A 25,204-nucleotide genomic window follows, 5' to 3' on the forward strand; every position below is an offset into this window, starting at 1 on the left:
GCAATCAGGGAGGCGCGGATGTTCCTAAGCGTGTTCGACATGTTCAAGGTGGGGGTGGGGCCGTCGTCCTCGCACACGATGGGGCCGATGATCGCGGGGGGGCGGTTTCTGGACCGGCTGCGCGCCTCGCCCTTCCAGGCGTATGGGCTGCGCGCCAGCCTGCACGGCTCGCTGGCCTTCACCGGCAAGGGCCACGCCACCGACCGTGCAACGATCCTTGGCCTGGCGGGATTTCTGCCCGAAACCTATGACGCCACGGCGGCCGAAGCCGCCCTTGCGGCCAATGCGGCAACCGGCCTGCTGTCCCCGCCCGGCCTTGCGCCGCTGCGCTTTGATCCCGCGACCGACCTGATCTTCGATTTCGGCCCCGCGCTGGCAGGCCATGCCAATGGCATGATCCTGATGGCGCTGGATGCGCAGGGCGACGTGATCGCGCAGGAAACCTACTATTCCATCGGCGGCGGCTTTGTTCTGACCGCGGCCGAAGCGGCGGCGGTGGATGACCGTGTCCTTGCCGCGCCTTCGCCCGTGCCCTTTCCCTTCCGCACCGCAGCCGAAATGCTGACCATGGCCCATGCCTCGGGGCTGACCATCGCGCAGATGAAACGCGCCAATGAACGGCGCTTCCGCCCGGATGCCGATATCGACGCAGGGCTGGCCCGGATCTGGTCGGTGATGAACGCCTGCATCGACCGCGGCCTTGCCGCAGAAGGCATCCTGCCCGGTGGCCTCAAGGTCCGCCGCCGCGCGCGCGCGATCCACGAAAGCCTGATCGCCGAACGCGGCAGGAACCTGACCGCGCCGCATGTGATCAACGACTGGATGTCGACCTATGCCATGGCCGTGAACGAGGAAAACGCCGCCGGCGGCCAGGTCGTCACCGCCCCCACCAACGGCGCGGCGGGCGTGGTGCCCGCCGTGATCCGCTATTGGCTGGACCATGTGCCCGGCGCCAGTGCGGCGCGCATCGGGGAATTCCTGCTGACCGCCGCCGCGGTGGGCGGGCTGATCAAGCACAACGCCTCAATCTCAGGCGCCGAATGCGGCTGCCAGGCCGAGGTGGGCTCTGCCGCCGCCATGGCCGCCGCGGGTCTTGCTGCCGTGCTGGGCGCCACCCCCGAACAGGTGGAAAACGCCGCGGAAATCGCGCTGGAACATCACCTTGGCATGACCTGCGACCCGGTCAAGGGTCTGGTCCAGGTGCCTTGTATCGAACGCAACGGCCTTGGTGCGATCAAGGCGGTATCCGCCGCCTCGCTTGCCCTGCGCGGCGACGGCGCCCACCTTGTGCCGCTTGACGCCGCGATTGAAACGATGCGCCAGACCGGCCGCGACATGCATGAAAAATACAAGGAAACCTCGCTGGGCGGCCTTGCCGTCAATGTCCCCAACTGCTGAGGCTTCTCTTCATCTTGCCCGAAATACCTCGGGGGTGCGGGGGCAGCGCCCCCGCCGCAAGATCACAGCGCGCGCCAGCCGATGTCGCGCCGGCAGAACCCGTCCGGCCAGTCGATCGCATCGACCATCGCATAGGCCCGGGCCTGCGCTTCACGCAGGTTCGCGCCGCGCGCGGTGACGTTCAGAACCCGCCCGCCCGTGGCCAGTACCGCCCCGTCCTTCGCCGTGGTGCCCGCGTGGAAGACCATGTTGAAACTGTCCGCGGGCAGGGCGTCCAGTCCCTTGATCGCGGTGCCCTTGACGTAGCTGCCCGGATAGCCCCGTGCCGCCATCACCACGGTCAGCGCGTGATCCTCGGCCCAGTGCGCGCGCACCTGATCCAGCCGCCCTTCCGCGCAGGCAATCATCAGGTCCAGCACCTGCCCGCCAAGGCGCATCATCAGCACCTGACATTCCGGATCGCCAAAGCGGACATTGTATTCCACCAGCCGCGCCCGGCCGTCCTTGATCATCAGCCCGGCGTACAGCACGCCCTGAAACGGCGTCCCGCGGCGCGCCATCTCGGCCACGGTGGGGCGCACGATTTCGGCCAGGACCTGGTCCTGGATCGCGGGCGTCAGGACGGGGGCGGGGGAATAGGCGCCCATGCCGCCGGTATTGGGGCCGGTGTCGCCATCGCCCACGCGCTTGTGGTCCTGCGCGGTGCCCACGGGCAGGACGTTCACGCCATCGGACAGAATGAAGAAGCTGGCTTCTTCGCCATCCATGAATTCCTCGATCACCACCTCGGCGCCCGCCTCGCCAAAGGCGCCGCCAAAGATCTCATCCAGACCCGCCAGCGCCTCATCCAGCGTCATTGCCACGATCACGCCCTTGCCGGCGGCCAGCCCGTCGGCCTTGACCACGATCGGCGCGCCTTGGGCGCGGACGTAATCCGCCGCCGCCCCGGCATCGGTAAACCGCGCATAGGCCGCGGTGGGCGCACCGCAGGCATCGCAGATTTCCTTGGTGAAGGCCTTCGATGCCTCCAGCCGCGCGGCCGCGGCCGAGGGGCCAAAGCACAGCACGCCCGCCTCGCGCAGGCGGTCGGCGACACCGGCGGCCAGGGGGGCCTCGGGGCCGATCACCACGAAGTCGATGGCGTTTTCTTCACAGAAATTCACCACCGCCGCGCCGTTCAGCGGGTCCAGATCCGACATTTCGGCGATCATTGCGATCCCGGCATTGCCGGGCGCCACGATCAGCCGGTCGCATTTGGGGTTCTGCTTGATCGCCCAGGCCAGCGCATGTTCGCGCCCGCCGCCGCCCAGCACCAGAATATTCATCATTCGTCCCCCTTGGCCTTCGGTTGCGCGCCTTCTAAGGTCTGGGGCGCTGTCAGGCAAGCGAACAGGGGAACGGATGGAGCTTTTCGAGGATGACCCGGCCCCGGGGGGCGGCAATGCCCCCGGCAATGCCCATGAATATACCGTGTCCGAGCTGTCGGGTGCGGTCAAACGGGTGATTGAGGGCCAGTTCGACCGCGTCCGTGTGCGTGGCGAGGTGGGGCGCGTGTCGCGGCCGTCCTCGGGGCATATGTATTTCGACCTGAAAGACGACCGTTCCGTCATCGCCGCCGTCAGCTGGAAGGGCCAGGTCGCGCGGATGCAGGTCCGCCCCGAGGAAGGCATGGAGGTCATCGCCACCGGGCGCATGACCACCTTTCCCGGCCAATCGAAATACCAGCTGATCGTCGATGACGTGGAACCCGCGGGCGCGGGCGCGTTGATGGCGATGCTGGAAAAGCGCCGCCAGGCGCTGGCCGCCGAGGGCCTTTTTGCGCCCGACCGCAAGCAGCCGATCCCCTTCCTGCCGCAGGTGATCGGCGTTGTCACCTCGCCGTCGGGGGCGGTGATCCGCGACATCCTGCACCGGCTGCGTGACCGCTTTCCGCGCCGTGTGCTGATTTGGCCGGTCGCGGTGCAAGGCCAGGCCTGCGCCCCCGAGGTCGCCCGCGCGATCCGTGGCTTCAACGCGCTGGCGCCGGGCGGGGCGATCCCGCGGCCCGATCTGATCATCGTGGCGCGTGGCGGCGGCAGCCTTGAGGATCTTTGGGGCTTCAACGAGGAAGTCGTGGTGCGCGCCGCAGCCGACAGCCAGATCCCGCTGATCTCCGCCGTGGGACATGAAACCGATACCACGCTGATCGACTTTGCCGCCGACCGGCGCGCGCCCACGCCCACCGCCGCCGCCGAAATGGCCGTGCCGGTGCGGATGGAGCTGCTGGCCCGGGTGAATGAGGGCGGCACCCGCATGGCCCGCGCGATGACCCATCGCGGGCAGATGCGGGCGCAGCGGCTTGTCGATCTGTCGCGCGGGCTTGGCCGGCCACAGGCGCTGACCGCCCCGGCAAGGCAACGGTTCGACCTGTGGTCCGACCGGCTGGGCCCGGCGCTGCGCGCGCTGACCGGGCGCAAGCGCGAACAGTTCGGGCCCGTGGCGGCGCTGGTGCGCCCCGATCTGCTGCGTCTGTTCATCCGGCGCGAGCAGGCGGCGATCGACAAGCTGGGCGCGCGCCTTGGCCCCGCGCTGGGCCGCCTGCGCGATGAGGCCGCGCGGCGCAACCGCGATGCCCGCGCGCGGCTGGACGATCTGTCCGACCGGCTGGCGCTGGCCCCCCGCGCGCGCCTGGACGCGCTGGGCGAACGGCTGGACCGGCTGGACCGGATGCGCCAGACGCTTGGTTACACGGAAACGCTGCGGCGCGGCTATGCGGTGGTGCGTGGGCCCGATGGCCTGATCACCGCGCGCGCCCAGGCCGCGGGCCAGACCGCGCTGGAGATCGAATTCCACGATGGCCGGCTGTCGGTCCTGCCTGCGGGGGAAAGCGATGGGGCGCCCGCGCCGCAGCGCCCACGAAAGCCTGGCGCAGGAAAATCCGGTTCTGGCAAATCCGGCGCGGGCAAGCCGCCACCCGATCAGGGCAGCCTGTTCTGACGCGTCACACCCCGACTTCGGGGCCGGGGCAGTCCAGCGGTTCGGGGCTTTCGGACAGCGACACCAGCGGCTCGGCCCCGGGATCGCCCAGAAACCGCGCCATCAGCCCTTCGGGCGTGTCGTGGAAGGTCCAGCATTGCAGACCGCCGTCATCGCGGTAGTCAAAGCAGATCATCTCGCCCTGCTGGAACCAGGTGCCTTCCTTGCACGCGCCCCCTTCAAACGCCCAGAGCACGCGGCGCCCGGGCAGATATTGTTCCACCCCATAGGGCTGGCCATAGGCGGAATAGGTGATGGTGCGGCCCTGGGTGCGGGCGTCGAATTCCGCGGCGTCAAGCGGTGCTGTGTGCAGGGGCGGGGCCGCAGGTGGCGCGCCGCCCGGCGGGGCCGTGCCCTGGCCCGTCGTCGGGTCGGCGGCGGCGGGTGGCGCCATCAGCAGCGCGGCGCAAAGGGGCAGCAGGATGCGGATCGGGGGCATGGCCTGTCCTTGGTGACGCGGCCGGGGCGGGCCGCCATGCCGCCAGCCTGCCAGAAACCCCGGCCCACCGCCAGCCACAGCGCCGTGAATATCCGCGCCGCTACCCCCGGCCACGCAGCGCCATCACGCGCCGGTCCATCACGCGCCGCCACAGCAGCGGGATCAGCGCCAGCGTCGCCATCACCGGCAGCGACCGTGGCAGCACCGGCCGGCCCGGCACCCCGATCGCGCCCAGCCGCAGCGCGGGATATTCGCGCCCCGGATGGGCGTGATGGTCCGAATGGCGCGGCGCGTTCAGCATCCACAGCGAGGACACCCGCTGCGGCGCATCCCAGCTGTGCGCGGGGCCGACGGGCTCATAGCGGTCCATGCCCAGGCGCCGACGGCTCAGGCCATAGTGCTGCACATAATCGGCCAACAGCAGTTGCACCTGCGCATGGGCGCACAAAAGCAGATAGGCCAGAAGCCCACCGACCCCGAACAGCGCCAGCGCGGCCAGCACAAAGCCCGCCCCGCCCGCCAGGTAGATCACATAGGGATGCACCCGCCGCAGCCGCGCCCGCAGGCTGTCGCCCGGGGGCAGGGTCTTGCGCAGGTTCGTCTCCATCTCATGGCCGGCCACGAAAGACCCCGCCCAGGCGCGGCGCGCGAAATCCCAGAACCCCTCGCCCAATTCGGCGCTGTTGGGATCATCGGGGGTTGCAACAAAGCGGTGATGCACCAGCCTATGCGCCGAGGTGTGATGCCCGAACAGCAATGAGATATAGACCCACATCCCAAGGCGGAACAGCCGCCGGTCGGCGCGGTGGATCAGCTCATGCGCGTTGGAATTCGACACCTGCCCGAAAAACAGCCCAAACCCCAGGAACAGCGCGACACGGTCGCCCCAGCCCAGCCCCGATCCCCCCGACAGCGCCCAGACCGCAACCGCCAGCGCCACGAAATGCGCAATCGCCAGCGCTGCCGACAGGCGGTTGGCGGCGGGAAACTCCGCGCCCTCGGGGGCATCGGGTGCGGCCCCCGCGATCAGCCGGTCCAGCACGGTGATCAGCACCGCCACATAGGCCAGCGCCCCCCAGGCAAAGGCGCCCCCCAAAACCGCCCCCAGCATCAGAAACGGCAAGGGCAGCAGCGTCACCAGCGCGAAGGCCGCAACGGGGGGCACCCGTGCGCGCATCTGCCCCAGCAAGGTTGCGGGGCGCGGCATCCGGGGGGGGGCGGGCATCGGGGGTGTGGGCATCTGTATCTCGCCGCTTGTGCCCCGCGGCGGGGGCAGTCTGAAAAAGGTGGTTGCGTCAAAATCGCTCTGCCTGATCTTGAACAGACCGGGGCGGCTGTCCACCCTCTTTGTGCATGCGCGGCTGCGGCAAAGCGGGCAGGGCGGGGCGCCCGGGTGACATCGGGCCCTTCCATCATGGGGCGGGATTGATTAGGTGTCTGGAAACCGAAAGGGCCGCAGATGTCTTTCTTCCAGAAATTGAAATCCCGCCTGACGAAATCCTCTGCCAAGCTGGAGGAGGGGCTTGATGCCATCGTGGCCGAAGCCCCGGCCCAGGATGTGACAGTCCCGGAAACGCCCGAGCCAGAGGCTACGCCGTCCACCCCCCCCACACCCGGGCCCGCGACAGCCGCAGAACCCGCCCGCAAGCCCGGCCTGCTGGGCCGCATTCTGGGCCGGGCCGAGGATGCCGCACCCCGCCGGGTGCTGGATGATGCGATGCTCGAAAGCCTTGAGGAATTGCTGATCCGGTCCGACATGGGGGTGGAAACGGCACTGCGCGTCACCGCCAACCTGGCCGAAGGGCGCATGGGCAAACGCCTGTCGGTGCCGGAAATCCAGGGCCTGTTGGCGGGGGAAATCGCGCGCATCATGGACCCCGTCGCGCGCCCCATGCCGCTTTACCCGAAAAAACCGCAGGTCGTGCTGGTGGTGGGCGTGAATGGCTCGGGCAAGACCACGACGATCGGGAAACTCGCCAGCCAGTTCCGCGCCGCCGGCAAATCGGTGGTGATCGCGGCCGGCGACACGTTCCGCGCGGCGGCGGTCGAACAGCTGCAGGTCTGGGGCCAGCGCGCGGGCGTGCCGGTGCTGACCGCGCCCGAAGGCTCGGACCCCGCCAGCCTGGCCTTCGACGCGATGACCAAGGCACAGGCCGATGGCGCGGACCTTCTGCTGATCGACACGGCGGGGCGGCTGCAAAACCGCGCCGACCTGATGGAGGAACTGGCCAAGATCGTCCGCGTGATCCGCAAGAAGGATGAAACCGCCCCGCACAACACGCTGCTGGTGCTGGATGCCACCACCGGCCAGAACGCGCTGAGCCAGGTGGAAACCTTCCGCAAGATCTCGGATGTGTCGGGTCTTGTGATGACCAAGCTCGACGGGACCGCCAAGGGCGGCGTGCTGGTGGCGCTGGCCGACCGCTTCGGCCTGCCGATCCACGCCATCGGCATCGGCGAACAAATCGACGACCTCGCCCCCTTCGACCCCGAGGATTTCGCCCGCGCCCTGGTCGGACAAGAGGGCTGATCCCTTCGGCTTTGTCCAAATATCCTCGGGGGTGCGGGGGCAGACAGCCCCCGCTTCTGGCCCCTGAAATCGTGCTTTGGGGGGTGTCATCGCGAAAATCCTCGCTTATCTCTGGGGCAAACAACAAAGGGCGGTGGCGAATGGCGCAGCAAAAGATCAAACCCTGGGTAAAGGCGGCGCTGGAGTTCGGGCCGCTGATTGCCTTCTTCGTGGCCTTCGTGAAGCTGAAGGATGAAAGCTACACGATCGGCGGCACCGATTATTCGGGCTTTATCCTGGCCACGGCGGGCTTCGTGCCGCTTCTGGTCATCACCACGCTGATCCTGTGGCGGCTGACGGGGCGGCTGGCGCCGATGCAGATCGCCACGCTGGTGCTGGTGGTGGTGTTCGGGGGGCTGTCGGTTTGGCTGAACGATGAACGCTTCTTCAAGATGAAGCCGACGATCATTTACCTTCTGTTCGCCGCGATCCTGGGCCTTGGCCTGATGCTGCGTCGGCCCTGGCTTGCGCTGGTGATGGAAGAGGCCCTGCCGATGGAGCCCGAGGGCTGGCGCATCCTGACCCAGCGCATGGCGCTGTTTTTCCTCGGCCTTGCGGTCGCCAATGAGGTCGTCTGGCGCAGCATGTCCGATCAGGCCTGGGTCAATTTCAAGACCTTCGGCCTGACCGTTCTGATGTTCGGCTTCTTCATGGCGCAGGGGCGGCTGTTCGCCCGCTACGGGATCGAGAAGAAGGCCGATTAGCGCCGGAATTAGCGCCGGAACAGGATCTCCTGCGCCTTGCGGTCCTGTGCCGCGTCCGACCGCAGATCCGCCCCCACCGCGCGGCCGCGCTGCACGGCGGGCCGGGCGGCCATCGTGTCCAGCCAGCGCGCCAGATGGGGCTTGTCATCCAGGCTTTGCTGTTGGCCTTCCCACAAGCAGGCCCAGGGCCAGATCGCGAAATCCGCGATCGACAGGAAATCGCCCGCCACGAATTCGCCCCGGGCCAGCTGCCGGTCCAGAGCACCGTAAAGCCGCGCCACCTCGCGCCGGTAGCGGTCCTTGGCATAGGGCAGGTCCTGCGGAGGGTCCATCGCGGGGGCATATTTCAGGAAATGATGCGCCTGTCCCGCCATCGGGCCAAGGCCGCCCATCTGCCACATCAGCCATTGTTCGACCGCGATCCGGTCACGCTCGCCGTGCCCTATGAACTGGCCGGTCTTGCGCGCCAGATACAGAAGGATCGCCCCCGATTCGAAGATCGACACCGGCGCACCATCGGGACCGTCGGGGTCCACGATCGCGGGCATGCGGTTGTTGGGCGCGATCTTCAGGAATTCGGGGTCGAACTGGTCGCCCGCGCCGATATTAATCAGCTGCACCTGGTAGGGCAGGCCCATTTCCTCCAGCGCGATGGTGATTTTCCAGCCGTTCGGCGTGGGCCAGTAATACAGATCGATCATGGTATCTCCTTTCGGCCAAAGCATGGCGCAACGCGCGCCAAAGGCAAGGGCGCGGCATTGACCGCCCGGCTGCCCCTTGGTAACGCCAGCGCAACCGAAGGCCCGCCAGGGGGAGGCGCAGATGAGCGACTGGAACACCCGCACCAAACTGATCCACGAAGGCATCCGCCGCAGCCAATATGGCGAAATGGCCGAGGCGATCTTTCTGACCCAGGGCTTTGTCTATGACAGTGCCGAACAGGCGCAGGCGCGCTTTGTGAAGGTGGGCGATGATGAATTCATCTATGCCCGCTACGGCAACCCCACCACCCGCATGTTCGAAGATCGCATGGCCGCGATCGAGGGCACCGAGGATGCCTTTGCCACCGCATCCGGCATGGCGGCGGTCAATGGCGCGCTGTTTTCCATCCTGAAGGCGGGCGATCATGTGGTGGCGGCGCGGGCGCTGTTCGGGTCGTGCCTGTATGTGCTGGAACTGTTGGGCCGCTTCGGGGTCGAGGTGACGCTGGTTGATGGGCTGTCGCTGGACCAGTGGCGCGCGGTCGTGCGCCCTGGCACCAGGGCGGTGTTCTTCGAAAGCGTGTCAAACCCCACGCTTGAGGTGATCGACATTCGCGCCGTCGCCGAAATTGCCCATGCCGCGGGCGCGCTGGTGATCGTCGACAATGTCTTCGCCACGCCGGTCTTTTCGCGCGCGGTGGACCAGGGGGCGGACGTGGTGGTCTATTCCACCACCAAGCATATCGACGGTGGCGGGCGGGCGCTGGGCGGGGTGGTCTGCGGCACGCGCGAGTACATCCGCGGCCCGCTGGAAACCTACATGAAGCATACCGGCGGCGCCATGAGCCCGTTCCACGCCTGGATCATGCTGAACGGCATGCAGACGCTGGACCTGCGCGTGCGCGCCCAGACCGCCAATGCCGAGGCCCTGGCCCGCGCGCTGGACGGTCATCCCAAGGTGGCGCGCGTGATCTATCCAGGGCTGGACAGCCACCCCCAGCATGCGCTGGCCATCGCGCAGATGGGGGCGGGCGGCACCATGGTCTCGGCCGAGATCACGGGCGGGCAAGAGGCCGCCTTCCGGTTCCTGAACGCGCTGCAGATCGTCAAGATTTCCAACAACCTGGGCGATGCCAAGTCGATCGTGACCCATCCCGCGACCACCACCCACCAGCGCCTGCCGCAGGATCAGAAGGATCTGCTGGGCATAACGCCGGGTCTGGTGCGGATCTCGCTTGGGATCGAGGATGGCCGCGATCTGGTGGCCGATGTGCTGGCTGCGCTGGACGCGGTGTGATCCGAACCGATCCGGGTGATCCGGGTGATCCGGTGGCGGGTGGGATGCGTATCCCCTTGGACAAACGCGCCGCACCCCCCATATTGGCGGGGTTGGGCCAGCCCCAGGGGGATCAGCGATGAACATTCACGGCAAGATCGAGGCGCCCGATACCGCAGAGGCGAAAGCGGCGCTGGATGTGTTGCGCCAATGGGCCGCCGGCGCGACCGAAACGGAAATCGCCCGGCTTGATCCGGCGATTGCGCGCCTGCTGCCGGGGCGGTCGGTCGGCAATTACCCCGATCTGCGCCGCGTTTACCCCGAGGATTTCAACGCCGATGAAAGCTATCGCGCCGGTCTGCCCGATCTGCAGAACGGCCCGGCAAGCCTGATCGTGGGCGCCAAGGCGCAGATCCAGCATGTCGGCATTTCCAACTTCCGCCTGCCGATCCGCTACCATACACGCGACAACGGTGATCTGACGCTGGAAACCAGCGTCACCGGCACCGTCAGCCTGGATGCCGAAAAGAAGGGCATCAACATGAGCCGGATCATGCGGTCCTTCTATGGCCATGCCGAGCGCACCTTTTCCTTTGAGGTGATTGAGGCGGCGCTGGATGACTACAAGGACCATCTGGACAGTTTTGACGCCCGCATCCAGATGCGTCTGTCCTTCCCGATGAAGGTGGAAAGCCTGCGATCCGGCCTGTCGGGCTGGCAGTATTACGACATCGCGCTGGAGGTGGTGGAAACCGCCGGCGTGCGCAAGAAGATCGTGCATCTGGATTACGTCTATTCCTCGACCTGCCCGTGCTCGCTGGAGCTGTCGGAACATGCGCGGATGGTGCGGGGGCAGCTGGCCACGCCGCATTCGCAGCGATCGGTTGCACGGATTTCCGTGGTGGTGGAACCGGGCCGCGTGCTGTGGTTCGAAGACCTGATCGACATGGCGCGGCGCGCGGTGCCGACCGAAACCCAGGTGATGGTCAAGCGCGAGGACGAACAGGCCTTTGCCGAGCTGAACGCCGCCAATCCGATCTTTGTGGAAGATGCCGCCCGCGCCTTTGCCGGGGTGCTGCTGGCCGATCCGCGAATCGGCGATTTCCGGGTTCTGGCCAGCCATCAGGAAAGCCTGCACAGCCATGATGCGGTCAGCCTGCTGACCGAGGGGCCGACCTTTGCTGCCGAAAGCCTGGATCCGCGGCTGTTCGCCTCGTTGATCCATCACGGGTAAGGGGGGCGCTGCCCCCCTTCGCGGCAAAGCCGCTTCCCCCCCGGAGTATTTTGGCCAAGAAGAAGAACATTCGCGGAACTTCACTTGGCGGCGGCGCCGGGCCGCGTTAAGTTGGCGCCATGAGCGGATTTGACGAAGAAAGCGCCTTCGAGGCGGCGGTGCCCCTGTCGCAGCGGGCCATGGCGGCGCGGGGCGCGCCTTATCTGGACGGGTTGAACCCAGCCCAGCGGACCGCCGTCGAGGCGATGGATGGGCCGGTTCTGATGCTGGCGGGGGCGGGCACGGGCAAGACCAAGGCCCTGACCGCCCGGATCGCGCATCTGCTGACCACCGGGCGGGCGCGGCCGAACGAGATTCTGGCCGTGACCTTTACCAACAAGGCCGCGCGCGAGATGAAGGACCGGATCGGGCGGCTGCTGGGCCATTCGCTGGAGGGGATGCCCTGGCTGGGCACCTTCCATTCGGTCTGTGTCAAGCTGCTGCGCCGGCATGCGGAACTGGTGGGGCTGAAGTCGAACTTCACGATTCTGGATACGGATGATCAGATCCGGCTGCTGAAGCAGCTGATCGTGGCGGCGAACATGGATGAGAAACGCTGGCCTGCGCGGCAGCTGGCGGGGATCATCGATGGCTGGAAGAACCGCGCGCTGACGCCCGAGCGGGTTTCGGGCGGCGAGGCGGGGGCGTTCAATAACCGCGGGGGCGAGTTGTACGCCGCCTATCAGGACCGGTTGCGGACGCTGAACGCGGTGGATTTCGGCGATCTGCTGCTGCACGTGGTCACGATTTTCCACGCCCATCCGGATGTGCTGCAACAATATCAGCGTTGGTTCCGCTACATTCTGGTGGACGAATATCAGGACACCAACGTCGCGCAATATCTGTGGCTGCGGCTGTTGGCGCAGGGGCATCGCAACATCTGCTGCGTGGGCGATGACGACCAGTCGATCTATGGCTGGCGCGGTGCCGAGGTGGGCAACATCCTGCGGTTTGAAAAGGATTTTCCCGGCGCGGTGGTGATCCGGCTGGAGCAGAATTACCGCTCGACCGAGCATATTCTGGCGGCCGCTTCGGGGGTGATCGCGCAGAACGCGGGGCGGCTGGGCAAGACGCTGTGGACCGAGGCCGCGGGCGGCGAAAAGGTTCGCCTGATCGGCCATTGGGATGGCGAGGAAGAGGCGCGCTGGATCGGCGACGAGATTGAGGCGCTGCAGCGGGGTAGCCGCGGCATGGCGCCGGTGGGGCTGAACGGGCAGGCGATTCTGGTCCGCGCCAGCCATCAGATGCGCGCGTTTGAGGACCGTTTCCTGACCATCGGCCTGCCCTACCGCGTGATTGGCGGCCCGCGATTCTACGAACGGCTCGAGATTCGCGATGCGATGGCCTATTTCCGGCTGGCGGTCAGCCCCGATGATGATCTTGCGTTTGAGCGGGTGGTGAACACGCCCAAGCGCGGCCTGGGCGACAAGGCGCAGCAGGTGATCCAGCGGCGCGCGCGCGATGGCGGCCTGGGCCTGTTGATGGGCGCGCGGGCCGTGCTGGCCGAGGGGCTGATCACCGGCAAGGGCGCGGGGCAGCTGCGCGCCTTTGTCGATGGCATCGGGCGCTGGCACGCGGCGGTGCTGGCGGGCGACGATCACGTGCGGCTGGCCGAAACGATCCTTGAGGAATCGGGCTATACCGCGATGTGGGTCAACGACAAGACGCCCGAGGCGCCGGGCCGTCTGGAAAACCTGAAGGAACTGGTCAAGGCGCTGGAGCAGTTTGAGAATCTGCAGGGGTTTCTGGAACACGTCGCGCTGATCATGGACAATGACAGCGAAGAGGCCGAGGAAAAGGTCTCGATCATGACGCTGCATGCGGCGAAGGGGCTGGAATTCCCCGTGGTCTTTCTGCCCGGTTGGGAAGACGGTCTGTTTCCCAGCCAGCGCGCGATGGATGAAACCGGCCTGAAGGGGCTGGAGGAGGAACGCCGGCTGGCCTATGTCGGCATCACGCGGGCGGAACGGCTATGCACGATCAGTTTTGCGGGCAATCGGCGCGTTTATGGCCAGTGGCAAAGCCAGCTGCCCTCGCGCTTCATTGACGAACTTCCCGAAGCACATGTCGAGGTGCTGACCCCGCCTGGCCTTTATGGCGGGGGCTATGGCGCTGCGGGCGGTTTTGGCGCGGGCCTTGGCAGCGGGATCGAGGATCGCGCGATGCGCGCCGATGTCTACAACTCCCCCGGCTGGAAGCGGATGCAGGATCGCAGCGCCACCCGCCCCATGGCCCAGCCGCGCGAGGCGCGTCATGCGGTGATCGACCTGACGGCGGTCAGCGCGTTTTCGGTGGGGGACCGGGTTTTTCACCAGAAATTCGGCTATGGCCATGTCCGCGGCATCGAGGGCGACAAGCTGACCATCGATTTCGACAAGGCGGGCGAGAAAAATCTGGTGGCAAGCTATGTCACGCCCGCGAATGCGGTGGATGACCTGCCGTTCTAGGCGCGCGATCGTGGCCGGTGGTCAAAGCGTTGCGAACAGCGCTGAAAGGCGGCTTGCCTCGTCGTCCAGCCCCCAGGGCGGGTTCAGGATGAACATCCCCGATCCCACCATGCCGTGGCCTTCGCGCGCGGGGGGGAATCGCACCTCATGGATCAGCGCGTCGGGATGGGCCGCGCGCAGGGCGCGGACCATTGGTTCCTGCGCGCCCGAGGCCAGGATCGGATACCACAGCACGATGGTGCCGACGTTCCATTTGCGCGCGATCTGGCCGATCAGCCGGGGCAGGGCCTGATAGTCGGATTTCACCTCATAGCTGGGATCGATTACCAGAAGCCCGCGCCGTGGGGTGGGGGGCGTCAGCGCCAGGGCCATCTGCAACCCGTCCTTCGGGTGGAAGATGCCGCCATGGGGCGCCATCGCCTCGCGCAGTGCGGCAAACTCGCGCGGGTGCAATTCGCACAGATGGATCGTGTCGACCGGGCGCAGCAGATGCGCGGCGACCAGCGGCGATCCGGGATAGGCCAGTGGGCCGTGGGCCGCGCGGGTGGCGGCCAGGGCGCGCGCATAGGGGTGATCGGGGGCGAACCAGCCCAGGTGTTCGACGCGCTGGATGCCCTGCGCCGCCTCGCCCGTCTTCAGCGCCTCGGCCGCATCCAGCGCATAAAGCCCGCGCCCGGCATGGGTTTCCAGGTAGCTTAGCGGCTTGTCCTTGCGGGTCAGATAATCCAGCACACAGGCCAGCAGCGCGTGTTTGTGCACATCGGCCAGGTTTCCGGCGTGATAGATGTGTTGATAGGACAGCATCCCGTTTCCCCTGTCAGTCGTGATCGGTGATGCCGCGCCCCGGCGCGCGGTGCAAGACCGTTTGCGCCAAAAGAAAACGGCGGCGCCCGGGAGGAGGTGGGCACCGCCGCATCTTTTCCGTCAGCCCCAGGGAGGAGGAGGGGGCCTTCGGTATTGTCAGCGATGACCCCGGGAGGAGGGTGAGGTCACCGCCTTCGAACGGTTGGCCCAGGGAGGAGGAGGGGCCTTCCGTATTCCGCAGGGCCAAAGCCCTTGTCTTGTGCCCGGTTGGAAGCGCGGCGGCCCCAGGGAGGAGGAGGGGGCCGCCGCCTTCATCACGAGACCTCAGGGAGGAGGAGGAGGTCTTCGCTTGGGCGTCCGGCGGGGATCATGCGATCCTGTGGCCGGTATCTGGGGGCGGCACCCTCAGGGAGGAGGAGGAGGGTGCCGCCGATTTCCGAGGCCCAGGGAGGAGGAGGGGCCTCAGGAACTGAAACTTACTTGCCGTAGGCCGCTTCCAGCGCGACACGGGTGATCATCGAGCGGTTGATGCCCAGATCGGCCAGTTCGCGGTTCGACAGGCCACGCAGTTCACGCACGGTCAGCGCATAGACCTTGCGACGGGCGCGGGCTTCGCCGATGGCGGTGAAGAACGCCAGGATACGCGCACCGATACCGCCGGTGCTGGCGTTGGCGTGATGGATGTCCTGAGCGAGTGCCATTGTCATCGTCCTGATTTGCGTCGTTTCGTGCTGCAGCCCTGTGCTGCTGTTGAAGACTAAATGGGACGAATGCTGCGTATGCACAATACCAATAAGCCGCAACGCTGCCATGCGGAAACTGCATAACGGCTGCTGACCTAATTTGGGCTAACGCCGCGTCACAATGTGTAAAATTTGTGCAAATTCCTGATCGCTTGCCTTCCGCGCGGAATGCGCCAGATTGTCAGGGTCCGCATCCAGGGGGAAAACATGTCTGTCAGCAAGCAAATGGTTCTTGAGGCGCTTGGCCGCGTGGCGCTGCCCGGCGGGGGCGATGTGGTGTCGCGTGATTACCTGCGCGCGCTGGCGGTCGAAGGCGGCGCGGTGCGGTTCGTGCTGGAGGCCGATGCCCCCGCCACCGCGCAGATGCTGGAATCGGTCCGCCCCGCGATCGAGGCGGCGGTGCGTGCCCTGCCGGGGGTGGACAGCCTGTCGATCGTCACCACCGCGCAGGCCCCCAAGGGCTTTGGCGCCCCGCAGATCGGTGGCCACCCCAAGCCCCAGGCCGGGCCGCTGCCGGTGCCCGGTGTCGCGCGCATCATCGCGGTGGGGTCCGGCAAGGGCGGGGTCGGAAAATCGACCGTTTCGTCGAACCTGGCGGTGGCGCTGGCGCGGGCGGGCAAGCGGGTGGGCCTGCTGGACGCCGATATCTACGGGCCCAGCCAGCCGCGCATGATGGGGGTGAACCGCCGCCCGTCCTCGCCCGATGGCAAGACGATCCTGCCGCTGCAGGCGCATGGCGTCACGCTGATGTCGATCGGGCTGATGCTGAAAGAGGATGAGGCCGTGATCTGGCGCGGCCCGATGCTGATGGGCGCGATGCAGCAGATGCTGGGCCAGGTGAAATGGGATGAATATGGCCCGCTGGATGTGCTGATCATCGACCTGCCGCCGGGCACGGGCGATGTGCAGCTGTCGCTGTGCCAGAAGACGCGGCTGGACGGGGCGATCATCGTGTCCACCCCGCAGGACGTGGCGTTGTTGGATGCGCGCAAGGCGATCGACATGTTCCGCCGCCTGGGCACGCCGGTGCTGGGCCTGATCGAGAACATGTCCACCTATATCTGCCCCAATTGCGGGCATGAGGCGCATCTGTTCGGTCATGGCGGTGTCGCGGCCGAGGCGACCAAGCTGGGCATGCCTTATCTGGGCGAACTGCCGCTGGACCTGTCGGTGCGGCTGGCGGGCGATGCCGGAACCCCGGTCGCGGCCGGCGAGGGGCCGATGGCGGGCACCTATGCCGCGCTGGCGGCCCGGTTGATCGCGGCTAACGCGGTCTGAACCCGCCGCGGGCCCGGGATTTCACGGGAACAGGATTTCGGAACTGGGATTTCATGGCCCCGGGCAGGATGTGGCCCGGGGCCATGGTATTTCATGGGAACGGCGCGGTCGCATCGCGGATCAAGCCGAATCACCCCGGCGTGATCGGCCGTGATCGCGCGTGGATTCGGGTGCTTTGGGGCGTTTTCAGCGGGCGTTCGGCGGCTTTTGGATGAAATTTTCCGTTTCGGTGGGAAATCATGGGGCGGGCTGTGACGCGGCACGGTTAACAAGATGTTGTGGCTGTCGGACCACTATCTTCTACCTGTTCCGTTCATCGCGGGGTTGCGCTCCGCTGGATGCCCTTCGCCCCACATCAGGTTCCGCAGCGGCGGTGAATCTGGCCATAATTTCCTGTTGCTTCCCATGAAATCCCATGGCATCCCTTGGTCATCGGGAAGACGGGCGAACGAGGCATCAAGACCTCACGGCGAAAAGAGCAGGTTTCATACAGGCACCCGCTTCACGACCAAGAACGATCCGGCGCGCGGGCGAGCAGACATCCCCCAAGGTGGCGCGTGTAGTCGGACACACCCAGTGATGGGACGAGGGCGGCGGATCGGGCAGTGGCAGCAGCCCGACCGCCGTTTTCCTTTACAAGGCCCCGGGATGACCCGGGCAGGGGAATGGGACAGGAGCGCGCCAGTGGCACGCAGGTTCAGAGGGTCGGAGACGTTCAAGGTGGACGCGAAGGGTCGCGTTTCCATCCCCGCCTCCTTCCGTCGCGTGATCGAGGCCTGTGACCCCGACTGGACCCCCGGCAACCGCCCCAACATCGTCATCGTCTATGGCGGCCCGCAGCAGACATGGTTGCAGGTCTACACGATGGAGGCGATCACCGAAATCGACGCGCAGATCGACATGATGCAGCGCGGATCGGTGGAACGGGCCGAGATCGAAGAACTGATGTATGGCCAGTCGCACGAAGCCCAGATCGACGATGATGGCCGTCTGGTCCTGCCGCAGAAACTGCGCGAAAAGATCGGGCTGAAGTCCGAGGCGTTCTTTGTTTCGGCGGGCACCTCGTTCAAGATCTGGGATCCCGCGGCCTATGAGGCCGAACAGGCCGAACTTTACGCCGAACGCGCGACCCAGCGGCCCCGCGGCTATGATCCGCTGGTCAATCTGCCGAACCTGCCCGCAGCCGCCCCGAGGCAGACATGAGCGCCGATGCCCCCCACATCCCCGTTCTGCTGCGGCCGCTTCTGAAAGCGGTCGCGCCTGTCTCTGGGGTTTGGCTGGATGGCACCTTCGGCGCGGGCGGTTATGCGCGCGGCCTGCTGGAGGCGGGGGCTGATCGCGTGATCGGGGTGGACCGCGATCCGATGGTGTTTCGCATGGCCGAAAGCTGGCGCGGGGCCTATGGCGACCGCCTGCGGCTGGTGCAGGGGACGTTTTCCGATCTGGACACGCTGGCGGGCGAGCCGCTGGATGGTGTGGTGCTGGACCTTGGCGTCAGCTCGATGCAGCTTGACATGCCCGAACGCGGCTTTTCCTTCCTGCGCGACGGGCCGCTGGACATGCGCATGGGCGACACCGGCCCCTCGGCCGCAGATCTGGTCAATACGCTGGACGAAGGCGATCTGGCCGACATCCTGTATCACTATGGCGAAGAACGCGCCTCGCGCCGGATCGCGCGCGCGATTGTCGAGGCGCGCAAGACCGCGCCGTTTGAAACCACGCTGCAACTGGTCGCGGTGGTCGAACGCTGTCTGCCGCGCCCGAAACCGGGGCAAAGCCATCCCGCGACGCGGTCCTTCCAGGCGATCCGCATCGCGGTGAACGACGAATTCGGCCAGCTGATCGAGGGGCTTGAGGCCGCCGAACGCGCGCTGAAACCGGGCGGGCGGCTGGCGGTGGTCACCTTCCATTCGCTGGAAGATCGCGTGGTCAAACGCTTCCTGCAGGCGCGTTCCGGCGGCGAGGGGCAGGGGTCGCGCTACGCGCCCGCCCGCGCCGCGGTGGAACCGGCCTTCCGCCTGCTTAGCAAGGCGATCGGCCCTGATGACACGGAACTGGCGGAAAACCCCCGCGCGCGCTCGGCCAAGCTGCGCGTGGCGGCGCGCACCGATGCCCCCGCCGGGCGCGCGGATCGCAAAAGCCTTGGCCTGCCCGCGCCGGTGTTGAAAGGACATCCCCGATGAGATCGCTGATCTATCTTGCAACGGCGCTGTGCGTGATGGGGCTGGCGTTCTGGGCCTACCGCGAGAATTACGAAACCCAGTCTCGCCAGGCCGAGATGAAGCGCCTGCAACGCGAAATCGCCTCGCTGCGCGAGGGGCTGGGCGTGCTGCGCGCGGAATGGGCCTATCTGAACCGCCCCGACCGGCTGCGTGAACTGGTGAACTTGAACTTCGCCAGCCTTGGCCTTTTGCCGCTGTTGCCCGAACAATTCGGCTCGGTCGCGCAGGTGGCCTATCCGCCGCAGCCCGAACTGCCCAGCGTCGAGCCCATTGATGTGATCGCCCCGGAGGTTGCCGAATGATCCGCACACCGCTGCGCCCGCTGGCCCGTATCCTTGACGCCCGCGCCAAGGGTGAAAACCCCGATGCGATCGAGCGCGAGAACATCCGCCTGCGCGGCGAGGCGACGCGCGACCGTGCCCGCGCCCGGGCCGAGGGGCGGCTTCTGGTGATGGCGGCGCTGTTCCTGGCCGGGTTCGTCACCGTGGGCACGCGCATGGGCATGCTGGCCGCGGTCGAACCGCAAGAACCCCAGCTGGCCAGCTCCGGCGAGGCGATCCTGGCGCAGCGCGCCGATATCCTGGACCGCAATGGCCGGGTGCTGGCGACCAACCTGGTGACCCATGCGCTTTATGCCCAGCCGATGATGATGGTGGACCCGGTGGGCACCGCCGACAAGCTGGCGGGCATCTTCCCCGACCTGGACCGCGACCGTCTGGTGCGCGACTTTACCGGCGGGCGCAAGTTCTTGTGGATCAAGAAGAAGATCAGCCCCGAACAGATGCAGGCGGTGCATGACATCGGCGACCCGGGCCTGCTGTTCGGCCCGCGTGAAATGCGGCTTTATCCCAATGGCGCGCTGGCCGCGCATATCATGGGCGGGGCCAGTTTCGGCCGCGAGGGCGTGGATTCCGCCGAGGTGATCGGCGTGGCGGGCGTGGAAAAGGCCTTTGACGGCTGGCTGCGCGATCCCGCGAATGCCGGCGCGCCGCTGCGCCTGTCGATCGACCTGACGGTTCAGGCCGCGATGGAAGAGGTGCTGTATGGCGGCATGAAGCTGATGGATGCCAAGGGCGCCACCGGCATCCTGATGGAGGTCGCCACCGGCGAGATCGTGGCGATGGCCAGCCTGCCCGATTTCGACCCCAACAACCGCCCCGCGCCGTTGACCAAGGGCGATGCGTCCGACAGCCCGCTGTTCAACCGCGCGGTGCAGGGGGTCTATGAACTGGGGTCCACCTTCAAGATCTTCGCGGTGGCGCAGGCGCTGGAAATGGGGCTGGTGAACCCCCAGACCATGATCGAGACCAAGACGCCGATGTATTTCGGCAAACACCGGATCAAGGATTACCGCAACTATGGCCCGCAGCTGACGGTCACCGATGTGATCGCGAAATCCTCGAACGTGGGCACGGCGCGCATCGCCACCATGATCGGCGGCGAGGCGCAGCAGGATTTCCTGCGCCGGATGGGGTTCTTTGAATCGACCAAGGTCGAACTGGCCGAGGCGCCCACCGGCCGGCCGTTGCTGCCGCCGCGCTGGGGCGAACTGGTCACGCTGACCGTGTCCTATGGCCACGGCATGTCGGCAAGCCCGCTGCATCTGGCGGCCGGTTATGCGATGCTGGCCAATGGCGGGCGGCGCGTGACCCCCACGCTGATCCATGGCGCGGCCCCCACCCCCGGCGAACAGATCATCCGCCCCGAGGTCGCCCGTCAGGCGGTCGACATGATGCGCAAGGTGGTGACCGAGGGCACCGCATCCTTTGGCGAGGTGGCGGGCTATCAGGTCGCGGGCAAGACCGGCACCGCCGAAAAGCCCAAGCCCGGCGGCGGCTATTGGGATGAACGCAACATCAACACCTTCGCCAGTGTCTTTCCGGCCTCGGACCCGAAATATGTGCTGATCGTGTCGATGGATGAGGCGGTCGATACCTCGGGGTCGGAACCGCGCCGCACCGCGGGCTGGACCGCCGTTCCGATCGCGGCCGAGGTGGTGCGCCGCACCGCGCCGCTGCTGGGCCTGCGCCCGGTGCCGGAACCCGCCGATCCCGAGGCGATCACGCTGGTGCGCAATTGACGCCCCAGGGCGCGCGGCGATAAATGGCCGCGCCGGCGAGGAAAGGACACAGACGATGGGCGAGGGCGCAAAAGCCTTGAGCGAACTGGGCCTGACCGCCCTGCAAGGCGGTGATGTGGCGGTGACGGGGCTGTCGGTGGACAGCCGCCAGGTCAAGCCCGGCCACCTGTTCGCGGCCCTTCCCGGCGTCAGGGCGCATGGCGCCGAATTCGTGGGCTATGCGCTGCGCATGGGCGCGGTGGCCATTCTGACCGACCGCGCGGGCCTGGACATCGCGCGCGACGCGCTGGCCGGCACCGAGGCGTCCGTCGTCGTGACCGAAGACCCCCGCCAGGCGCTGGCCTTTGCCGCGGCGCTGTTCTTTGGCCGCCAGCCCGAAACCATGGTTGCCGTCACCGGCACCAACGGCAAGACCAGTGTGGCGACCTTTACCCGCCAGATCTGGCAGCTGATCGGGCTGGAAGGCGCCAATATCGGCACCACCGGGGTCGAGGGCGCCTTTGCAGCCCCCTCAAGCCATACCACGCCCGAACCGATCACCCTGCACCGGCTGCTGGCGCAGATGGCGGATGCAGGTGTGACCCATGCCGCGATGGAGGCATCTTCCCACGGGCTGGCGCAGCGGCGGCTGGACGGGGTGCGTCTGGCGGCGGCGGCCTTCACCAATTTCACCCAGGACCATCTGGATTACCACGAAAGCTTTGACGACTATTTCGCCGCCAAGGCGGGGCTGTTCACCCGCGTCCTGCCCGAGGATGGCGTGGCGGTCATCAACATTGATGACCCGAAGGGGGCCGAGCTTGCGAAATACGTCACCGTGCGCGGCCAGCGGCTGATTTCGGTGGGCCAGGCCGAGGGCTGCGACATGCGCCTGCTGGGCCAGCGCTTCGATGCTACGGGGCAGGATCTGCGCTTTTCCTGGCAGGACCAGGTGCATCTGGTGCGGCTGAACCTGATTGGCGGGTTTCAGGCGATGAACGTGCTGACGGCGGCGGCGCTGGCGATCGGGGCGGGGGCGGATGCGGCGGCGGTCCTTGCCGCGCTGCCACGCCTGACCACGGTGCGCGGCCGGATGCAGCTGGCCGCCACGCGCGACAATGGCGCGGCGGTCTTTGTCGATTACGCCCACACGCCCGACGCGGTGGAAACCGCGCTGCGCGCGCTGCGCCCGCATGTGATGGGCCGGCTGATCGTGGTCTTGGGCGCAGGCGGCGACCGGGACCGGACCAAGCGGCCGCTGATGGGGCGCGCGGCGGCGGAACATGCCGATGTGGTCTATGTCACCGACGACAATCCCCGCACCGAAGACCCCGCCACCATCCGTGCCGCCGTGCTGGACGGCGCGCGCCTGCCCGGCGGTCCCGGCCTGCATGAGGTGGGCGACCGGGCCGAGGCGATCCTGCGCGCGGTCGATGCGCTGGGCCCGGGCGATGCGGCGCTGATCGCGGGCAAGGGGCATGAAAGCGGGCAGGTGATCGGAACGGATATCTATCCCTTCGACGATGCCGAACAGGCCAGCGTTGCGGTGGCCGCTCTGGACGGAAAGATCTGAGATGGCGATCCTTTGGACCTCTGCCGATGCCGTCGCCGCCACGGGCGGGCGGGCCACGCGCGACTTTGCGGTGACGGGGCTGTCGATCGACACCCGCACCCTGCGGCCGGGCGATCTGTTCGTGGCGCTGAAGGATGTGCGCGACGGCCATGATTTCGTGGCCGATGCGTTGGCGCGCGGCGCGGGCGCGGCCCTGGTCAGCCGCATCCCGCCCGGTTGCCATGAAACCGATCCCTTGCTGGTGGTGCCCGATGTTCTGGCCGCGCTTGAGGCGCTGGGCCGCGCGGGCCGGGCGCGGTCGCGCGCGCGGGTGATCGCGGTGACCGGATCGGTCGGCAAGACCTCAACCAAGGAAATGCTGCGCGCGGTCCTGTCGGCGCAGGGCAAGGTGCATGCCGCCGAGGCCAGCTTCAACAACCATTGGGGGGTGCCGGTCACGCTGGCGCGCCTGCCGGCTGATGCCGATTTCGCGGTGATTGAAATCGGCATGAACCACCCCGGCGAAATCGCGCCGCTGGCGCGGATGGCCCGGCCCCATGCGGCGATGATCACCACCGTGGCCGCCGCCCATCTGGAAGCCTTTGACAGCATCGAGGGGATCGCGCGCGAAAAGGCCGCGATCTTTGAGGGGCTGGAACCAGGCGGTGTCGCGGTCATCCCGACCGGCCTTGCGGTGACCCCGATCCTCGAAACCGCCGCAGCGGCGCGCGCGGGCCGCATCCTGCGCTTTGGCCCCACGCCTGACAGCGATTATCGGCTGATCGCGGCGACGGTGGCGGGCGATGCGACCATCGTGCAGGCCACCCGCGGGGGCGAGCCGCTGTTGTTCAAGGTCCTGACGCCGGGCCGCCATTTCGCGGCTAATGCGCTGGGCGTGCTGGCGCTGGCCGAGGCGGTCGGCGCCGATCCGGCGGTCGCGGCCTGCGACATGGGCCTGTGGGTGCCGCCTGCGGGGCGGGGCGCGCGCGAACGGATCTACATGGACATTGTCGATGCCGCGCAAAGCTTCGATCTGTTTGACGACGCGTTCAACGCCAATCCCGCCTCAATGGCGGCCGCGCTTGAGGTGCTGGCCGGGGTTGCGCCGCGCAACGGGGTCGGCCGGGTGAAACGGGGCCGCCGCGTGGCCGTGCTGGGTGACATGCTGGAACTGGGCCCCGATGAGGCCGCGCTGCATGCCGCGATCGCCGATCTGCCGACGCTGGCGGCGGTGGACATCGTGCATTGCGCCGGACCGCGGATGCGGGCGCTGCATCAGGCGCTGCCGCGGGAAAAGCGCGGCGAATGGCATGAAACCGCCCAGGGGCTGGCCGCGCGCGCCGCCCATCTGGCCGATGCGGGCGATGTGGTGCTGGTCAAGGGCTCCAAGGGGTCAAAGGTCAGCCTGGTGGTTGACGCGCTGCGCAAACTGGGGCAGGCGGGCGCCGCAGAGGCGCATGAGGTTGACGGCCCCCGAACCCCCGGCGCCGCAAGAGGGCTTTCGTAATGCTGTATTGGCTGACCAACTTTTCCGACGGTGGCGATTTCTTCAACCTGTTCCGATACATCACCTTTCGGGCAGGGGGGGCCTTCTTTACCGCGCTGATCTTCGGCTTTCTGTTCGGCCGCCCGCTGATCGACATCCTGCGGCGCAAGCAGGGCAAGGGCCAGCCGATCCGCGATGATGGCCCGGCGACGCATTTCGCCAAGGCCGGCACGCCCACGATGGGGGGGCTGCTGATCCTGTCGGCGCTGGCGGTGGGCACGCTGCTGTGGGCGCGGCTGGACAATGGGTATATTTGGATCGTGCTGGCGGTGACCTATGGCTATGCCCTGATCGGCTTTGCCGATGACTATGCCAAGGTGACCAAGCAAAACACCAAGGGCGTGTCGTCCCGCGTCCGGATGGCACTGGGCCTGGCGTTGGCGGCGCTGGCGGCTGCGGCGGCGTCCTGGCTGCACCCGGCGGGGCTTACCAATCAGCTGGCAATGCCGGTGTTCAAGGATGCGCTGGTCAATCTGGGCCTGCTGTTCGTGCCCTTCGCGATGATCGTGATTGTGGGCGCGGCCAATGCGGTGAACCTGACCGACGGGCTGGACGGGCTGGCGATCATGCCGGTGATGATTGCCGCCGGAACGCTGGGCGCGATCGCCTATATCGTGGGGCGGGTCGACTTCACCACCTATCTGGGGGTGCATTTCGTGCCCGGTACGGGCGAAATCCTGGTCTTTGTCGCCGCGCTGATCGGCGGGGGGCTGGGATTCCTGTGGTATAACGCCCCGCCCGCAGCCGTCTTCATGGGCGATACCGGCTCTCTGGCGTTAGGCGGCGCGCTGGGCGCCATCGCGGTCTGCACCAAGCACGAGATCGTGCTGGCCATCGTCGGCGGCTTGTTCGTCGTCGAGGCGCTGTCGGTGATCATCCAGGTGCTGTATTTCAAGCGCACCGGAAAGCGGGTCTTCCTGATGGCGCCGATCCACCATCATTTCGAAAAGAAGGGCTGGGCCGAACCGCAGATCGTGATCCGGTTCTGGATCATTTCGCTGATCCTGGCGCTGATCGGTCTTGCCACGCTGAAGCTGCGCTAGGCCCGGCGGATAAAGGGGGGCTGTCTGCCCCCCTCTTGGCCTGTCGGCCAATTCACCCCCCGTGGATATTTGGACAAAGCCGAACATATGTTCCTTCGGCTTTGTCCAAATATCCCCGGGGGTCCGGGGGCAGGC

At 67.1% G+C, this 25,204-nt stretch carries 21 protein-coding genes; 15 read left to right on the top strand and 6 right to left on the bottom strand.

Annotated features, from left to right (window positions below; translation table 11 throughout):
* The first annotated feature begins 18 nt into the window (after window positions 1-18).
* Window positions 19-1,398 (top strand): L-serine ammonia-lyase, encoded by a 1,380-nt coding sequence (locus MXB90_RS04820; RefSeq protein WP_250041776.1) that lies wholly within the window; start codon window positions 19-21, stop codon window positions 1,396-1,398.
* A 62-nt stretch (window positions 1,399-1,460) separates the two neighbouring features.
* Here the strand turns inward: MXB90_RS04820 and purD are convergent, their stop codons facing one another.
* Complete coding sequence (gene purD / locus MXB90_RS04825) at window positions 1,461-2,723, bottom strand: phosphoribosylamine--glycine ligase (RefSeq protein WP_250041917.1); 1,263 nt, start codon at window positions 2,721-2,723, stop codon at window positions 1,461-1,463.
* Between the two features lie 76 nt (window positions 2,724-2,799).
* On the opposite strand from purD, the gene xseA reads away from it, so the two are divergent.
* On the top strand, window positions 2,800-4,374 hold the full coding sequence (gene xseA, locus MXB90_RS04830; RefSeq protein ID WP_250041785.1) for an exodeoxyribonuclease VII large subunit: 1,575 nt from the start codon (window positions 2,800-2,802) through the stop codon (window positions 4,372-4,374).
* Window positions 4,375-4,378: 4 nt separating this feature from the next.
* Here the strand turns inward: xseA and MXB90_RS04835 are convergent, their stop codons facing one another.
* Together MXB90_RS04835 and MXB90_RS04840 are read right to left on the bottom strand one after the other, a co-directional pair.
* Window positions 4,379-4,852, bottom strand: coding sequence for a hypothetical protein (locus MXB90_RS04835; protein WP_250041788.1), 474 nt, complete (start codon window positions 4,850-4,852; stop codon window positions 4,379-4,381).
* A gap of 100 nt (window positions 4,853-4,952) precedes the next feature.
* Window positions 4,953-6,092, bottom strand: coding sequence for an alkane 1-monooxygenase (locus MXB90_RS04840; RefSeq protein ID WP_250041791.1), 1,140 nt, complete (start codon window positions 6,090-6,092; stop codon window positions 4,953-4,955).
* Between the two features lie 219 nt (window positions 6,093-6,311).
* Between MXB90_RS04840 and ftsY the strand changes: the two genes are divergently transcribed.
* Together ftsY and MXB90_RS04850 are read left to right on the top strand one after the other, a co-directional pair.
* Entirely contained in the window at window positions 6,312-7,382 is a 1,071-nt protein-coding gene (gene ftsY / locus MXB90_RS04845; protein ID WP_250041793.1) for a signal recognition particle-docking protein FtsY, read from the top strand.
* 140 nt (window positions 7,383-7,522) lie between these two features.
* Window positions 7,523-8,125: an inner membrane-spanning protein YciB gene (locus MXB90_RS04850; protein ID WP_250041796.1), complete on the top strand. Its 603-nt coding sequence runs from the start codon at window positions 7,523-7,525 to the stop codon at window positions 8,123-8,125.
* Between the two features lie 8 nt (window positions 8,126-8,133).
* Here MXB90_RS04850 and MXB90_RS04855 read toward each other — a convergent pair whose 3' ends face one another.
* Window positions 8,134-8,826 carry a glutathione S-transferase N-terminal domain-containing protein gene (locus MXB90_RS04855; protein WP_250041798.1) on the bottom strand — a complete coding sequence of 231 codons (693 nt, stop codon included), beginning with the start codon at window positions 8,824-8,826 and terminating at the stop codon, window positions 8,134-8,136.
* Between the two features lie 121 nt (window positions 8,827-8,947).
* Here MXB90_RS04855 and metZ point away from each other — a divergent pair, with 121 nt between their 5' ends.
* The 3 genes from metZ to MXB90_RS04870 all read left to right on the top strand — a co-directional run bounded on the left by metZ (window position 8,948) and on the right by MXB90_RS04870 (window position 13,822).
* Entirely contained in the window at window positions 8,948-10,123 is a 1,176-nt protein-coding gene (gene metZ / locus MXB90_RS04860; protein ID WP_250041800.1) for an O-succinylhomoserine sulfhydrylase, read from the top strand.
* A gap of 118 nt (window positions 10,124-10,241) precedes the next feature.
* Window positions 10,242-11,336, top strand: coding sequence for a GTP cyclohydrolase FolE2 (gene folE2, locus MXB90_RS04865; protein WP_250041802.1), 1,095 nt, complete (start codon window positions 10,242-10,244; stop codon window positions 11,334-11,336).
* Window positions 11,337-11,455: 119 nt separating this feature from the next.
* A complete protein-coding gene (locus MXB90_RS04870) occupies window positions 11,456-13,822 on the top strand; it encodes an ATP-dependent helicase (RefSeq protein WP_250041804.1) in 2,367 nt (788 codons plus the stop codon).
* 21 nt (window positions 13,823-13,843) lie between these two features.
* Here MXB90_RS04870 and MXB90_RS04875 read toward each other — a convergent pair whose 3' ends face one another.
* Together MXB90_RS04875 and MXB90_RS04880 are read right to left on the bottom strand one after the other, a co-directional pair.
* Window positions 13,844-14,626, bottom strand: coding sequence for a 23S rRNA (adenine(2030)-N(6))-methyltransferase RlmJ (locus MXB90_RS04875; protein ID WP_250041806.1), 783 nt, complete (start codon window positions 14,624-14,626; stop codon window positions 13,844-13,846).
* Between the two features lie 476 nt (window positions 14,627-15,102).
* A complete protein-coding gene (locus tag MXB90_RS04880) occupies window positions 15,103-15,327 on the bottom strand; it encodes a DUF1127 domain-containing protein (RefSeq protein WP_250041808.1) in 225 nt (74 codons plus the stop codon).
* Window positions 15,328-15,576: 249 nt separating this feature from the next.
* Here MXB90_RS04880 and MXB90_RS04885 point away from each other — a divergent pair, with 249 nt between their 5' ends.
* The 8 genes from MXB90_RS04885 (at window position 15,577) to mraY (ending at window position 25,069) form a co-directional block, all read left to right on the top strand.
* Entirely contained in the window at window positions 15,577-16,647 is a 1,071-nt protein-coding gene (locus MXB90_RS04885) for an Mrp/NBP35 family ATP-binding protein (RefSeq protein ID WP_250041810.1), read from the top strand.
* 684 nt (window positions 16,648-17,331) lie between these two features.
* The gene (gene mraZ / locus MXB90_RS04890; RefSeq protein ID WP_250041812.1) at window positions 17,332-17,850 is read left to right on the top strand and encodes a division/cell wall cluster transcriptional repressor MraZ; all 519 of its coding nucleotides are present in this window, start codon (window positions 17,332-17,334) and stop codon (window positions 17,848-17,850) included.
* Window positions 17,847-18,830 (top strand): 16S rRNA (cytosine(1402)-N(4))-methyltransferase RsmH, encoded by a 984-nt coding sequence (gene rsmH / locus MXB90_RS04895; protein WP_250041814.1) that lies wholly within the window; start codon window positions 17,847-17,849, stop codon window positions 18,828-18,830. The genes mraZ and rsmH overlap by 4 nt, the downstream gene beginning before the upstream one ends.
* On the top strand, window positions 18,827-19,171 hold the full coding sequence (gene ftsL / locus MXB90_RS04900; RefSeq protein ID WP_250041822.1) for a cell division protein FtsL: 345 nt from the start codon (window positions 18,827-18,829) through the stop codon (window positions 19,169-19,171). The genes rsmH and ftsL overlap by 4 nt, the downstream gene beginning before the upstream one ends.
* Window positions 19,168-20,949 (top strand): peptidoglycan D,D-transpeptidase FtsI family protein, encoded by a 1,782-nt coding sequence (locus tag MXB90_RS04905; RefSeq protein WP_250041823.1) that lies wholly within the window; start codon window positions 19,168-19,170, stop codon window positions 20,947-20,949. The genes ftsL and MXB90_RS04905 overlap by 4 nt, the downstream gene beginning before the upstream one ends.
* 55 nt (window positions 20,950-21,004) lie before the next feature.
* On the top strand, window positions 21,005-22,501 hold the full coding sequence (locus MXB90_RS04910) for a UDP-N-acetylmuramoyl-L-alanyl-D-glutamate--2,6-diaminopimelate ligase (RefSeq protein WP_250041824.1): 1,497 nt from the start codon (window positions 21,005-21,007) through the stop codon (window positions 22,499-22,501).
* Window position 22,502: 1 nt separating this feature from the next.
* Window positions 22,503-23,987, top strand: coding sequence for a UDP-N-acetylmuramoyl-tripeptide--D-alanyl-D-alanine ligase (locus MXB90_RS04915; RefSeq protein ID WP_250041825.1), 1,485 nt, complete (start codon window positions 22,503-22,505; stop codon window positions 23,985-23,987).
* A complete protein-coding gene (gene mraY, locus MXB90_RS04920; RefSeq protein ID WP_250041826.1) occupies window positions 23,987-25,069 on the top strand; it encodes a phospho-N-acetylmuramoyl-pentapeptide-transferase in 1,083 nt (360 codons plus the stop codon). Before MXB90_RS04915 ends, mraY begins: the two co-directional genes overlap by 1 nt.
* Window positions 25,070-25,204: the final 135 nt, after the last annotated feature.

This window comes from Phaeovulum molybdatiresistens, assembly GCF_023544865.1.
Taxonomy (GTDB): Bacteria; Pseudomonadota; Alphaproteobacteria; order Rhodobacterales; family Rhodobacteraceae; genus Pontitalea.

What these genes read in the sequence shown, in the direction of transcription:
- MXB90_RS04835 (WP_250041788.1), bottom strand. Translation starts at nt 4,852, where the DNA reads ATGCCCCCGATCCGCATCCTGCTGCCCCTTTGCGCCGCGCTGCTGATG.
- ftsL (WP_250041822.1), top strand. Translation starts at nt 18,827, where the DNA reads ATGAGATCGCTGATCTATCTTGCAACGGCGCTGTGCGTGATGGGGCTG.
- rsmH (WP_250041814.1), top strand. Translation starts at nt 17,847, where the DNA reads ATGAGCGCCGATGCCCCCCACATCCCCGTTCTGCTGCGGCCGCTTCTG.
- MXB90_RS04855 (WP_250041798.1), bottom strand. Translation starts at nt 8,826, where the DNA reads ATGATCGATCTGTATTACTGGCCCACGCCGAACGGCTGGAAAATCACC.
- MXB90_RS04850 (WP_250041796.1), top strand. Translation starts at nt 7,523, where the DNA reads ATGGCGCAGCAAAAGATCAAACCCTGGGTAAAGGCGGCGCTGGAGTTC.
- MXB90_RS04915 (WP_250041825.1), top strand. Translation starts at nt 22,503, where the DNA reads ATGGCGATCCTTTGGACCTCTGCCGATGCCGTCGCCGCCACGGGCGGG.
- metZ (WP_250041800.1), top strand. Translation starts at nt 8,948, where the DNA reads ATGAGCGACTGGAACACCCGCACCAAACTGATCCACGAAGGCATCCGC.
- MXB90_RS04905 (WP_250041823.1), top strand. Translation starts at nt 19,168, where the DNA reads ATGATCCGCACACCGCTGCGCCCGCTGGCCCGTATCCTTGACGCCCGC.
- MXB90_RS04840 (WP_250041791.1), bottom strand. Translation starts at nt 6,092, where the DNA reads ATGCCCACACCCCCGATGCCCGCCCCCCCCCGGATGCCGCGCCCCGCA.
- ftsY (WP_250041793.1), top strand. Translation starts at nt 6,312, where the DNA reads ATGTCTTTCTTCCAGAAATTGAAATCCCGCCTGACGAAATCCTCTGCC.
- xseA (WP_250041785.1), top strand. Translation starts at nt 2,800, where the DNA reads ATGGAGCTTTTCGAGGATGACCCGGCCCCGGGGGGCGGCAATGCCCCC.
- MXB90_RS04870 (WP_250041804.1), top strand. Translation starts at nt 11,456, where the DNA reads ATGAGCGGATTTGACGAAGAAAGCGCCTTCGAGGCGGCGGTGCCCCTG.
- MXB90_RS04880 (WP_250041808.1), bottom strand. Translation starts at nt 15,327, where the DNA reads ATGGCACTCGCTCAGGACATCCATCACGCCAACGCCAGCACCGGCGGT.
- MXB90_RS04885 (WP_250041810.1), top strand. Translation starts at nt 15,577, where the DNA reads ATGTCTGTCAGCAAGCAAATGGTTCTTGAGGCGCTTGGCCGCGTGGCG.
- mraY (WP_250041826.1), top strand. Translation starts at nt 23,987, where the DNA reads ATGCTGTATTGGCTGACCAACTTTTCCGACGGTGGCGATTTCTTCAAC.
- MXB90_RS04820 (WP_250041776.1), top strand. Translation starts at nt 19, where the DNA reads ATGTTCCTAAGCGTGTTCGACATGTTCAAGGTGGGGGTGGGGCCGTCG.
- purD (WP_250041917.1), bottom strand. Translation starts at nt 2,723, where the DNA reads ATGAATATTCTGGTGCTGGGCGGCGGCGGGCGCGAACATGCGCTGGCC.
- folE2 (WP_250041802.1), top strand. Translation starts at nt 10,242, where the DNA reads ATGAACATTCACGGCAAGATCGAGGCGCCCGATACCGCAGAGGCGAAA.
- MXB90_RS04910 (WP_250041824.1), top strand. Translation starts at nt 21,005, where the DNA reads ATGGGCGAGGGCGCAAAAGCCTTGAGCGAACTGGGCCTGACCGCCCTG.
- MXB90_RS04875 (WP_250041806.1), bottom strand. Translation starts at nt 14,626, where the DNA reads ATGCTGTCCTATCAACACATCTATCACGCCGGAAACCTGGCCGATGTG.